Below are 14,497 nucleotides of genomic sequence, written 5' to 3' on the forward strand. Positions count from 1 at the left end.
ACAAGCTGTTGCAGCAAATCGGCGAAGGGGGTATGGGCGTCGTCTTCCTGGCCGAGCAAAGCCGGCCGGTGCAACGCAAGGTGGCGCTGAAGATCATCAAGCCGGGCATGGATACTCGCCAAGTGATTGCCCGATTTGCGGCGGAACAGCAGGCCTTGGCCCTGATGGACCATCCCAACATCGCCCGGGTGTTCGACGCGGGGACCACCGAGAGCGGCCGACCTTACTTCGTCATGGAATTGGTCAAAGGCGTACCCATCACCGACTACTGCGACCAGCACCGACTGACGCCGCAGCAGCGGCTGGAACTTTTCATTCCGATTTGTCACGCGCTACAGCATGCGCACCAGAAAGGGATCATCCACCGCGATTTGAAGCCATCCAATGTGCTCGTCGCTCTGTACGACGGTCGGCCGGTGCCCAAGGTGATCGACTTCGGCGTGGCGAAAGCCACCGGGCCGAAGCTCACCGGGCGCACGATGTTCACCGAGATCGGCCAGGTGGTAGGGACACTGGAGTACATGTCGCCCGAGCAAGCGGAACTGAATCAACTCGACGTCGATACGCGTAGCGACATCTATTCGCTGGGTGTGCTGCTGTACGAACTCCTCACCGGCACGACCCCCTTCGAGCGGAAGCGGCTTAAGCCAGCGGCGTTCTTAGACTTGTTGCGGGTCATCCGCGAGGAGGAGCCCCCCAAGCCCAGCACGCGGCTCTCGACGACGGAGGCGTTGCCATCGATCGCGGCGAATCGAAGTCTCGAGCCGAAGAAGCTAAGCGGAATGCTGCGGGGCGATCTCGATTGGATCGTGATGAAGGCATTGGAGAAAGACCGCTCGCGCCGGTACGAAACAGCCGATGCGCTAAGCCGCGATCTGCAACGGTTCTTGGCCGATGAGCCGGTTGAGGCTTCTCCGCCGTCCACGGTGCGGCGAGCAAGGAGATTGATCCGCCGCAACAAGCGGACGGTGGCGGCCGCGGTGGCCGTAGTTGTCATCGCCGTCGTCTCGACTACCGCGGCACTCGCATATCGCTCGCAGCTATCTCGGGCGGAGACAGCCGAGGAGGCGGAGAAGGACGCCAAACACGATGCGCTGGCTAAGCTTTGGGATTCGTACGTCGTCGCGGCGCGAGCGGGCAGAATGAGCAGGAGGCCTGGCCAGCGCTTCGACAGTTTACGCGCCATCGAGAAGGCGCTCTCGCTTCCGGTGCCGCCTGGGCGATCAAAGGATGAACTGCGCACCGAAGCGATCGCCGCAATGCTGCTGCCGGACCTCGAAGTGGCGAAAGAATTGCCCGGCTTGCCGCGAGGAACGACGGCGGTTGCGATTGACCAGGCGTTCCAGCGATACGCCCGTGGAGACGCGGAGGGCAATATAAGTGTCCGTAGGGTAACTGACGACGTGGAGCTGTTTCAATTCCCAGGCGTGGGACCACTCGCTTATTCCGACGGCTTGGCCTTTAGCCCGGATGGACGGTTCCTGATGCAAGGATGCGAGACTGCTGAGGGGGTCCGCCGGCGCGTCTGGAAACTCGACGGATCTCGTACGGTCGTCGTACTCAATTGCCACGCTACCTATGCATTCTCTCCGAACAGCCGACAGTTTGCGGCGAGCGATCCTGACGGCTCGATCCTGCTATACGACTTGGAAACAGGCAAAGAACTGAACCGCTTTCGACTCGCCGGATTTGATCCCACTGCGCTCGACTGGAATCCTTGCCGACCGATGCTCGCAGCCCGTGAGCTATGGGCTGACTATCGTCTCTTGGACCTGACGACGGGCAAGTTCGAGTCGGCGATGCCAGTGCCGGGAGGCATCTCGTCGATGAACTGGCATCCCGGCGGCCGCCTGCTGGCGGTTGGCGGCGAATACGACCCACAGCCGACGATCACGCTTTGGGATACTTTGACGCGAAAGTTGGCGATGCCGCCGTTGGAAGCCCACGAGCCCAAGGGGATCGTCGTCCGCTTCAACCACGCCGGCGATCGTTTGCTCAGCACGGATTGGACGGGACTCTGGCGGCTGTGGGATGCGCGCACTGGGCAACTCCTGCTCACTCAACCTGCCGGCGGCGCTGAGCTGTGCTTCAGCCCGGATGACAGCCTAGTCGGCCTTGATGCCACGACAGAGGGATTGCGCATGTACCGCTTCCGCAGCGGCGGAGAGTTTTGCACCGTGGTGCATCGCGTGAAATCGATCGCAGCCGGCTACATGGTCGATCTCGATACCGGGTGCCATCTCGACCGCTCGGGGCGACTGTTGGCCATTCCGGCCCGTGATGGGGTTGCCGTAGTTGATGTCGTTCGCGGCGAGGAAATCACTGTGCTTCCACTCGGCGATAATTTGCCGATCGATACAGAACTCTCCGGCGCACTCTTGACGCACGGCAGCGCGGGCGTGCTGCGCTGGCCGGTAAAGTTTGATGCCGCAACGGGCACGCGCGTCTACGGGCCGCCGCAAACGCTTGCCGCGACGATGAGCCAATTGCCAGGGGGCGTGGGATGCAGCACCGACGGCAAAGTGCTGGCATTCGCCGTAGCTAACGCCGGCGCCAGAGAATTGCTGCTCCCTGCGGCTCATGAATTCCAACTGGAGCCGCAGGAGGACGTGCGCCAGTGTGCCGTAAGTCCCAACGGGCGTTGGGTGGCAACGGGCAGTCACTTCGCGCTGAATGGCAGCGGGGCGAAGATTTGGGACGCCCAAACTGGCCGAAACGTGCGCGATCTACCTGTCGCGGAACTCTGTTTCGTTTCCTTCAGCCCCGACGGCAAGTGGTTGCTGACCACGGGGGGCGGAGCCCGGCTCTGGTCGGTCGGCACTTGGGACGAAGGGCCGAAATTGGGCAGCTCGGCGTCGAGAGGCGTCTTCTCCGCAGACGGCAAGCTCTTGGCGTTGCAGGATGTGCCGGGAGTGGTCCGGCTGGTCGTGCCGGATTCCGGTACGGAGGTCGCTCGGTTGACGGCGCTCGAGTCAATCCGCCTTGTCCCGCTCTGCTTCACCGTGAACGGAAAGCGGCTGATCTGCGGGACCGACGAGAACGAAGCGCTCTATATTCTCGATCTGGGCCAGATTCGGACGGAGCTTGCCGCTATGGGACTCGATTGGGGCGCTCCCTCGATCCCGGTGAGGGACTACGCGACCGCGGACCCGCTCACGGTGCGGATCGTCGGCACCGAACGGCTCATAGGACTCCCCTTGGGACGAAGAGTCACGACCGGCGCCAAGAGCGACTGGTCGCCCGACGCCGCGAAGCTGGTCGTTACGAAACGTGAATCAGGAGCGACTCAGGATACGGGCTTGGAAATCCTTGATCTCGCGAGCGGAGCAAGCCACAAATTAGTGAATCGAGGAAACGACCCGGCGTGGTCGCCCGCGGCTGACGGGCTAATCGCGTTCGTCCGGGGGTCGGATCCGACTCAAGAGGCTGTCTTTGTTGTGCGATCGGACGGCACTCAAGAGCGTAAGATTGGCGTGGGAGGCTATCCGCAGTGGTCGGCGGATGGCAAGACCTTGTACTTCCAAGTGCGCAGCACGATGTCGATTATGGCGGTCTCTCCCCGCGACGAGCACGCCGAGCCGCAACTGTTTTTCAATCCGGAGGAGTCTTTTTATCCGGCCGTGTCGCCAGATGGCCATATGGTGGCCTATATTAGCAATTCGCGAGGGCTGATCGTCGTAAAGCGCCCCGGCGGCGAATTGGTCAAAAACTGGCCGCTTGGGGACGCGATTCCTTACGGCCTGGTCGCTTGGCACCCGGATGGAAAACGGCTGGCATACTGCGATTTTGGCATCCGTTCGGGAGTGTGGATGGCCGACCTGCAATCGGGAAAGACGCGTCAAGTGGTTGGCGGCAAAGCTTGGAAGCCGGCATGGTCCGCCGACGGAAAACATCTCCTCTATGTGATGGGCGACAGCGTCTACGTCGTCGATTCCGATAAGCTTCCGGCACGCTAAAGGCGGCGCGGCGGCGCACCGATTTCGGCTGTTCTTACGTCCACCGGTCTACAGCCAGACCCCTCGTTCCGTAGCGACGCTTGTGGCTGACTCCGAAAGTTCCACCAAGCCGCGTACGGTTGTCGCCGGAACAACGGCTGCCAGTGTAGCGACAACTTCAACCCTACGAGCCTGGGTCGGTTACCGGTTCAACTCCGGGACGAATGTCGCCGACTTTCCTCGGGACCGCTCGAAAAAAGCTGAATTCTTTCGAAATTCCGTGAGCCATTCGATCCCAAAAACTCGCACTGTCTAATACAGGGAGTTTCCTGGCGCGCACGACGGCGTCAGTGGAGCGCCCACTTGTTGTTAAGTCTTCATCATTGATACGGAAATCGCCGGGACCGGCCATCCCCTGGTCACTCCGCGATGCATTTGAGAACACTCTGTCTCCGCTCGATTTCCCGCAACCAATGTCGAAGTGTCTCATGCGATCCGCGCCGTTGTCGAGACAATCCAAGCCGATTCGACGAAGACGCAAGAACACGAACGCCAGAGACTGCTTGGCGCCATCGTATCGTCGGCCTCTCGTGGAAGTCCTGGAGAGGCGGCTGATGCTGGCGGCAAACCCATTCTCCGGTTTTGCCGATAGCCTGAAAAACGACGTCGCGGGGATCGAGTCGACTTTGGATAGCACCCTCGATGCCGTAGGCTCCCCGCTCAAATCTCTCCCTTTCATCGGCCAGCAGCTTGGCGCGCTCGATCAGGTCAAGACCTTTATTGACAATGCCGGGAACAAAATTCAAAGCGAGCTGACCACCATCGGCCAGGCCAGCGCGACAACGACTGAGCTTCAGAACGAGCTGTTTGCGGCCCTCGGCCCAGCGGGCGCAGGCCTCGTGACCGCCGCGAGCAGCATCAAAGTCACCAATTTAAACTTGGATTCCAACGGGATACCCACGTCCGTGGATGTCGAGATGTGGCTCCACAAGGATGCGGCCGCGGCCACCGGCAATCTGACTTTCAATCTGGGATTGCCGGCGCTCCCGTTCAAAATTGTCACCGCGGGCAGTATCAACGCGACGGTTGGCTTCGATTACGACTTGGCAGTTAAATATGCGTCGAGGGGGACGCCGATCACCTTCGATTCCACGAAAAATCTGAGAGATTTCAGCTCGAATCTGCCTGCGGACCAATTGGATTTTTCCGTGGGAGCAACGCTCGCCAACAATGCGTCGCTCACCGCCGACGTGGGCATTCTGCGGGGGACGCTCGTGCCGACGCCGGGTCAGCAGAATTCGCTGAGCGCCCAGGTGACGGCCCAAACCGTGGATCTGAGCGGACCGCACAATATCCAGCTTAGTGGCAGCGCCCTCATCAATCTGACGGCCACGCTCGAGTTCAGCGATGGCGGTTCGGCCTTTCCCAGCATCAGCACCAATGTCTCGATGAATTGGGGGGATTTGACGGACCCGTCGACGCTGGCTTTCTCGTACGGCAACGTGAGCTTGAACATCGGCCAGTATTTCAGCAGTCTGGTCGGGCCGGTATTGGCTGAAATCCAGCAGTACACCAAACCATTCCAAGGGGCGATCAACGCTCTGAACACGCCAATCCCCGGGATCGACGCGATCATTCCCGGCTTCTCGCTGATGACGGCGATCGGAGTCGCCGCGGGCTCTTCGGGGTACGGTCCCCTGGAGCAAATCGTGTCGACGGCAGCGACGATCGCCAACGAAATCAACGGCCTCAATATCAGCGGCGACAACGTATCGATGCCCTTCGGCAACTTCGACCTGAACGGCAGCATGATCGCCGCCGCCCCGGCCGCGCTCGACCCGACAGTTCTATCGAACCTCGCGGACAGTCTGAGCAGCCTGAGCCTCAGCGACCTCACCACCTCGGCCCAGGATTTAATCAGCCAATTTGGAAGCAACATCATCAGCAAAATTGCCAGCATCCCGGGTGTCGCGGGAACGCCCGTGGAGGGTTTTTTGGACGGCATTTCCCAAGATGTGGCGGGCGGGGGCAACGGCGCGGCCAACGCGACGATTGATTTCCCGCTTTTCGACAGCCCCAGCTCGATTCTCAACCTGCTCTTCGGCCAGGACGTGGACCTGGTCGCGTTCAATGCCGGCTTCAATGCCTCAGTTACCTCGGCGGATGTTCCCAGCGGCAGCTATGCTGGCTTTGGGATTACCTTCCAGGCGCAAGCGAGTGCCGCCGCGTCGCTCAAGATTGGCTACGACACGTACGGAATCCGAGAACTGCTGGGACAATTGATCAACGGCAACACCAGCAACGTAGTCGGCGACATTGCCGATGGCTTTTACATTCAGGGTCCCAAGGGCCCGGATGCCTCGCACCTCACGCTCAACGGAAGCATCACGGTCACGGCCGGCATCGGTGGAAGCATCGGCCCGGTCAGCGTGATCCTGGGACCGCAGGGCGGGTTGTTCGGGAATGTGAACGTCACGCTCAACGACGCGCAGCCGGACACCGCCCACGACGGCCGGATCCGCTTGCCGGAGCTCGAATATGAGGTCATCCATGGCGACATCTTCAACGCCTCCGGCAAAATAACGGCCGGGCTCGCGATCGTCGCGACCGGCAGTGCTCCGATTGTCGGCAGCGTATCTGTCACCCTCCTCAACATCGCCACGGTGACCATCTGGGATTCCAGCAGCGTCAACAGCAGTAGCGCCGCCAGCGAACCGCCCCCGACGATTACGAGCATCGGTCCCACCACCGGCCCGACGAACGTGAATACAACGGTGACCATTTACGGCACGAACCTGGACAACGCCACGGAGGTGGATTTCTATGGCGCTCCGGCCGCGATTGTCAGCCAAGGGCCTGATTTTATCGTCGTCAACGCGCCGCAAGTTACGCCGCGCACGGTGGACGTGACTGTTTTGACGCCGACCGGGACGGCGACCGACCCGTCGGCCTTCACCTACGTAGAGCCTCCGCTTGTTGGTGGAATTAGTCCCGCATTGGGGCCCGCAGTGGGCGGCACGTTGGTGACAATAGTCGGTTTTTTTCTGGATTCCGCGACCGAGGTGGATTTCGGCAATACCCCGGGGTTCATCGAATCCAACACCACCAACACGATTACGGTCTACTCCCCGGCCGGCGCTGGAATGGAGAACGTGCGCGTGAAGACTGCCGGCGGATCGGGAACCAGCTCCAATCAATTCGCTTACGTCCCCCCCCCCGACATCACCAGCGTCACGCCGGATACGAGCCCATTGACCGCAGGGGAAATCATCACGATCGACGGCGACAACTTTGGTGACGCCAATTCTGGAATAGGTGACGTGTCGGTGCAATTCGGCGGTCGCAGCAACTTCGCGCCCAATTCGGACAAATATTTTCCCCCGCAACGTATTGGGCAGCTTTTTATACCGGCATACTGGCAGCTAACTGTTCGCGTCCCGAAGGCGACCGCGGCCGGCACCGTGAATCTGACGGTGACGTCGGCGTCGCACGGCATATCGGCGTCCTACCCGTTCACGTATGTTACCCCTCCCGTCGTCACGGCCGTCGATCCCGCCGGCGGCCCGCTGGGGGGCACGAACGCGGTGGAGATTTTCGGGACCGACTTAAACGGCGCCACCGCGGTGGACTTCGGGCAGAATGCCGGCACGATCGCCGCGATTTTCCAAACCGAACCACCCGCGGACCAGTGGGAAATGGTTGCCATCGCCCCCGCGGGCGCCTCCGGCACGGTGGACGTGACGGTGACCACGGCGGGCGGCACGTCGGTTCCGCCGGTTAACGCGCTGGTCGACCCCGATTCATACATTTACACGAACGCACCTCTTTTTCACGCCATGAATGTGTCATCGGGGCCCTTATCGGGCGGCACCGTGGTGAGGATCAATGGCGCGTTCCTGAACGAGGTGACGGAGGTCGACTTCGGCCAAACCGCTGTCACGACTTTCGACAAGGAGTTCAATCTGATCGTAGTCACCAGCCCGCCGGGGGCTACCGGAACCGTGGATGTGACCTTGGTGTCACCGGGCGGCAGGACGGCCACGTCGGCGGCCGACAGATTCACGTACACCGCCGCGCCCATCGTCACCGGGCTGTCGCCAAATTCGGGTCCATACGAAGGGGGCACCACGGTGACGATCGCGGGCACGAGTCTGGCCAATGCCACGAAGGTGGATTTCGGCACGACTGCCGCGACGATCATCAGCGATACGGCCTCACAGATCGTGGCCGTCAGTCCGGCGGGCGCGCTGGGCTATACGGACGTAACCGTGACCACGGCGGGGGGGACGTCGGGCACGTCGCCGAAGGACGAATTCGACTACGGGCTCGTTTTGCCCGAGATTGATCAGCAGGTGACTCCCGGCGCCGGCCCGGCGGCGGGCGGGACATCCGTGACGATCGTGGGAAAGAACTTTCTCGGCACGACGGAGGTCGACTTCGGTACGACCCCGGCGACCAGTTTTACGGTCGAGTCACCGACGCAGATCGTGGCCGTCAGCCCGCCACACCTCGCCGGCCAGGTGGCGATCACGGTCGTGACGCCTCCCAATGAACGGTCGATCTATTCGTACCCAGACCAGTTCGTCTACACCACGACCTCCTCGGTTAACGGCGTGAGTCCGTCGTCAGGCCCAGTGGCGGGCGGGACCACCGTGACGATCACGGGAGCCAATCTGGCCGGGGCAACGGCCGTGGACTTCGGCGGCGTCGCGGGCACAATTATCAGCGATACGGCCACTCGGATCGTAGCCACCAGCCCGGCCGGCGCCGCCGGCGCGGTCGATGTGACGGTGGTGACCCCCACTGGTCCGACAGCCACGTCGCCGGCAGACCATTTCACCTATCAGATTCCGGGGCCAGTCGTCTCGTCGGTGAGCCCAAATTCTGGCCCACCGGCGGGGGGGACCAGCGTGACGATTACCGGTTCGAATTTATCGGGCGCGACGGCGGTGTACTTCGGCAGCACGCTGGCGACCGCCCTTATAAACAACGCAAACAGAACGATCACAGTCACCAGCCCGGCGGGAACCAGCGGCGCGGTGGACGTGACGGTCGTGACGGCGGGGGGATCCTCGGCCGTGTCGCCGCAGGATCATTTCGACTACGGCGCCGTACCGAGCGTTTCGTCTCTCTTTTTTAGCCTCGGGCCTGCCAACCAGAACGGAAGCGGGTACCTGGGTCAAATGATCTTCGGCTTGAATCTGACCGGGGCTACGGACGTGCTCTACGGCCCAATCGATATTCCGATTTCCGCGTCCGATGTTCACGACGAAGGCTCTGGGATAACGGATATTGGTTTCTTCTACCCGCCGGCCGAGGGGCAAGGCACGGTGGACGTGAGGGTCCTGACTCCCAATGGCGAGACGCCGATCACCGCGAACGACAGGTTTACGTATACCGCGGCGCCCACCTTCATCCCGGGAGAAGGGGGCAATGGAGCGGGCCCGGTGGCCGGCGGTGGCACCGTGACGCTTTACACTTGGAATATGGAGAACGCCACCGCGGTGAGTTTCGGCGGCATTCCGGCGGCGAGCTTTACCGAAAACTCAGACGGAGTTGACTCCACCATCACAGCCGTCAGCCCGCCAGGCGCTCCTGGCCTTGTGGCCGTAACGGTGACGAGCCCGCAAGGAACGGAGTCGTTGAACAACACGTTCCGATACTTTGCGATTCCGACCGTCTCGGGCATCAGTCCCGCGTCGGGAGGCATATCGGGCGGCAACACCGTCGTAATCAACGGCACGGGCCTGGACAACGGCGCCACGCAAGTGAACTTCGGCGGCGTCCCGGCCACATCTTTCGGCAGTTCTGGCGGTAATCTCCAGGTCCAAGCTCCGCCGGGAGCATCACTGGGCACGGTCGACGTGACGGTTGTGACCTATGGAGGCACTTCTGTCATCTCGTCGGCCGACCAATACACGTACATGCCCCCGCCGACCGTCACCGCGATAACAAGTCCAGTTTCAGCTTCCGGCGCACTAGAGGGGGACACGGAGGTGACGATCACCGGCACGGGCCTGACCAACGCGACGGAGGTGGATTTTGGTCCAAATCCATTTAGTTATTACAATTCTTACACACGCGCCACGATTGTCAGCGATTCGGATGGCCAGATCGTGGCCGTCAGCCCACCTGGGTACTACGGTTACGGCCCAGTGGATGTGACGGTGACGACCGCGAACGGTACGTCCGCCACCTCGCCGGCCGATCAATTCACGTACACTCACGCGCCGTTCATCACCGACGTGGGACTACGGAATGGTAATGGGACTCTTCCACCTCAAGGCCCGGTGGCTGGGGGGAGCATGGTCCGAATCGACGGCAACGACCTCGACGGCGCGACGGCGGTGAACTTCGGACAGACCGCGGCCACGATTGTCGGCGTTTCTCCAAATGAGATCGATGTCACCACCCCGCCGGGCGCCACTGGCACCGTGGACATAACCGTGACGACTCCCAACGGGACGACGGACCTCTCGAAGGCCGACCAGTTCACTTACTTTGCAGTACCCACTGTCGCGGGAATCAGCCCCTCATCGGGGAGCGTCCTGGGCGGCACTCAGGTGCTGATTAACGGCACCGGCCTCGCCGGCGCTACGCAAGTGAATTTCGGCCAAGTCGTCGCCACGATCGTGGGCGATTCGGATGGCCAGATTGTTGTCACCGCTCCGCCCCTCTTCAATTCGTCCTCGCCCGACGTGACGGTCACGACGCCGGGTGGCACCTCGGCCATCTCATCCGCGGACGTGTTCACATACATGAACCCGCCTTATGTCAACGACGTGGCGCCGGTTTCAGGCCCCGTCCAAGGGGGCACCTTGGTGACGATCAATGGCCCCTTCTTGACCGGCGCTCAGTCCGTGCTCTTCGGCGCCAATCCGGGCACGATTATAAGCAACACTGGCAGCCAGATCGTCGTTCTGAGTCCGGAGGCGACCGCCGATGCTGCCGGCACAGTGGACGTGACCGTGGTGACTCAATACGGCACGTCGCAAACGTCGGCCTCCGACCAATTCACCTATGCGCTGCCTCCCGCAGTCTCCGGGATTGTTCAATCTTCCGGTTCGGCCGCGGGCGGGACTACGGTGAGCATTTCCGGCGCCAATCTGTCGGGGGCCACGGCGGTGGATTTCGGCGGCGTCCCCGCACTCAGTTTCACGGTGAACTTCGACGGAACGATCACGGCCGTCAGTCCCGGCGGCGCTGTCTCCACGGTCGACGTGACGGTGGTTACTCCCGGCGGAACAACGGCCACCTCGCTGGCCGACCAGTTTACCTATGTAGCCGTGCCGAGCGTCTCGGCAATCGGTCCATTCTCCGGTCCCATCGCAGGCGGCACTCAGGTTACGATCATCGGCACCGGTCTGTCCAACGCCACGGAGGTGGATTTTAGCGACCAATTCGGCGACCCGGCGGTTCCCGGCGCGATTCTCAGTAATACCGATGGCCAGATCGTGGTCACTAGCCCCAACGGCGGTTCTGCGGGCACCGTGGACGTGACCGTGACGACGATCGGCGGCACGTCGGCCATCTCCACGGCCGACCAATTTACCTACGTGGCCGCACCGAGTGTCTCGCACATCAGCCCCTCGTTCGGATTCCGTTCGGGCGGTGACCTGGTGACGATCACTGGCGCGAATCTCGACAATGCGACAGCGGTGGATTTCGGCCAGAACGCGGGGACGATTGTCGATGAAACGGCGACTCAGATTGACGTCAGCAGTCCGGCGGGCGCCGCCGGCGTTGTGGACTTGACGGTGGTTACGCCGGGCGGCACGTCGGCCCCTTCAGCGCAAGACAAGTTCACCTATATCGTGCCCCCGCCCTTCATCCTGGGAGTCACCCCGTCTATCGGCCCGGCGCCGAGCGCCGTCACCATTACCGGCACGGACTTAGACGGCGCCACGGAAGTGGATTTCAATGACGCCTTCGGCAATGCTTTTGTCGGCACGATTGTCAGCGATACGGCCACGCAGATCGTGGTCACCAGCCCGGCGAATATCGTCGGAACCGTGGACGTGACCGTGACGACGCCCGCAGGCACTTCAGGCGTTTCGCCGGTGGATCAATTCACAAGCACTCCATTCCCCGCTGTCTCCTCAGTGGATGCATCGATCGGCCCGACGGCGGGAGGGACCGAGGTGTTCATCTACGGCACGAACCTCGACGGCGCCACGGCGGTGAAGTTCGGCCAGACCGCGGCCACGGTCGTCGACGATGCGGCCACGTATATCATTGCCATCAGCCCGCCGGGCGCTGCCGGCATGGTGGATCTAACGGTGACGACGCAGTACGGCACGACGGCCATCTCGCCGGCCGATCGGTTCACCTATTTTGGTCCGCCGACCGCCAACGCCGACAGTTACACGACAACTCAAGGCTCGACGCTGACGGTTGCAGCCCCCGGCGTGCTGGCCAACGATACGGGTCCGCAAGGCTATCCGCTAACCGCTGACCAGTTAACTGATCCGACCCACGGCACTCTATCGTTTGGCAGCGATGGCTCGTTTATTTACGCGCCCGGCGCCGGATATCTCGGCCCGGACAGCTTCACTTACCAGGTCAGCGACGGAATCGACGATTCCGCCGCCGCAACGGTTTCGCTCACCGTCGGCCTGGCGACGCTGACCTGGACGGGAACCTCGAATCGTAATTGGACGGATCCCCAATGGTCAGGCTCGGGTTTGTCCTATCCCGACAGCACGGCCAACGCAATTGTCGACACGGCGGTTAGTGTCGTGCAAGTGACTTCAGCCCAGGCGGCCAATGGGCTGGCGATCAGCAACGGCGGACAAGTGGCCGTCGGTCCAGGCGCGAGCCTCTCGGTGACGACTGACACCAGCGTAACGGCCGGCGGCGCAATCAACGTGGATCCTAACGGCGTCTTTTCAACCGGCGGCACCCTGACTCTCGATACGGGCGGCAGCCTCACCGGAGGCGCGGTCGCGGCTTCCAACTACCAATTCAACGACGGCGTCGCCGGCGCCAACCTCTCCGGCCCCGGCGGCTTGACCAAGAACACCAACGGCACGGTGCAACTCTTGGGGACCAATTCCTACGCCGGTGGCACGGCGATCAACGGTGGCACGTTGATCGTAGCCAGTGGCGGCGCACTGCCGGTCGGCACGAACCTCACGATCGGTCCCAACGGCATGGGAGAATTGGCCTCCGGCGTAAATCAAATCGTCGGCGGCATCGACGGCATGGGCAATTTGCAGTGCGATTCCAGCAGCAGTCTGACGGCGAATCACATTACCCTTGTCTCGTTGGTGATCGGCGGCACGGCGGACGCCCCGGCGAGGGTGACAATCGCCGCGTCGGACGCGTCCGGCAATCCGCTCGACTTAGCTCACGGCGGGCCGTCGGCGGGGGCCGCCACCGCCGCCGTTACGTCGAACTCGACCAGCGGCTCATCGGCGTCGCCGACCTCGGTCGCCGTCGCGCCGAGCACGCACCTTTTCTCTGGATCTGCCTTGGCAGTCCAAACGAATTCTTCGGATTCTGCGGGCCTGATTGCCGTGCAATCGTCGCGCGAGATCATCGCCGTGTCGGGCCTCGCGATTTCCGCGGATAATGAGACCAAATGGTCGTCTTCGTTTACGACCACTGATGAATCTTTGACTTCAGACTCGGCGACCTCCGGCAACCGGCAAGTTCTCATCGTCGCAAATGGAAATGGCGGTTTGCTTCATCGCGACGCCGTCGCGGCCGCGTTCGCAGTTGCAGACGTCCTGGAGTGGACGGCATCGAGTCCGGCCTCCCGGCCTTCGGCGGCCGACGCCGATATCTGCCTAATGGCCGACGATTTGCTCGAAGTGATCGGCCGGCACTGGCGAAACTGAATCGGCGCCTGGCCACGTGATTCTCGTCTTGACCAGTTTCTCGTAGGCGTCACGAGCCAACCGCCCGACGCGTGGGCTAATTCAACCGGCGGTAGCCGCACCCAACTCGGCGATCGTCGATTTCAAAGTCGCCGAGTCCCCAAACTCCAATCCAGAGCCCGAATCTTGGCGGTGACAATCCGTCGCGGCGAAGGCTATGCCTATACCGTCGCTTTCCGTTCGTCATGCGCTCGACGAATCACATCATATTCGACGAATTCTGTAGCCCCAGCGCGCGTCGGTCCGCCCGACCGATGTAGTTTCGCGACCTCGGTCGATCCGACCTACGCTCTTTCGACCCGCACGGCTGGACGAGGGCGGCCAACGACTCGGCGATCTCTCTGGTGACGATGTCCCTCAAATCGCGCCGTGGACGTCGTGCGATGGCCCCGCACTGGTGCTGTGCATCTAGCCATTTCGAATTCCTCCTACTTGCAATAACTCTTTCAATTAGCGGGATAACGACTCAAGCTGAGCCACGCCGGACTAGTGATGTCAACCGCGAAAGCGGAACTGAAAGCGCTAACCAACGTTGGCTCCAGCGCATTGTTCGGCTGTTCCGCGGGAACTAGAGATAGAGGTACCATCGACCTTAAGAAGCGGGATCGAACCCGAACACTCGTAGCTCTTGGTGGCAGCGGCAGGCCTTCGCGATGCGCGCGGCCCACGCGATAGCCTCTT

The 14,497-nt window shown here is 62.0% G+C and carries 2 protein-coding genes; both read left to right on the plus strand.

Annotation, left to right across the window (positions count from 1 at the left end; translation table 11 throughout):
- A partial coding sequence (locus VGY55_08985; protein HEV2970113.1) for a protein kinase occupies positions 1–3,956 on the plus strand: 3,956 nt, incomplete at its 5' end.
- 593 nt (positions 3,957–4,549) lie between these two features.
- Entirely contained in the window at positions 4,550–13,777 is a 9,228-nt protein-coding gene (locus tag VGY55_08990; protein ID HEV2970114.1) for an IPT/TIG domain-containing protein, read from the plus strand.
- Positions 13,778–14,497 lie beyond the last annotated feature (720 nt).

It is taken from the genome of Pirellulales bacterium (assembly GCA_035939775.1).
Classification (GTDB): domain Bacteria; phylum Planctomycetota; class Planctomycetia; order Pirellulales; family DATAWG01; genus DASZFO01.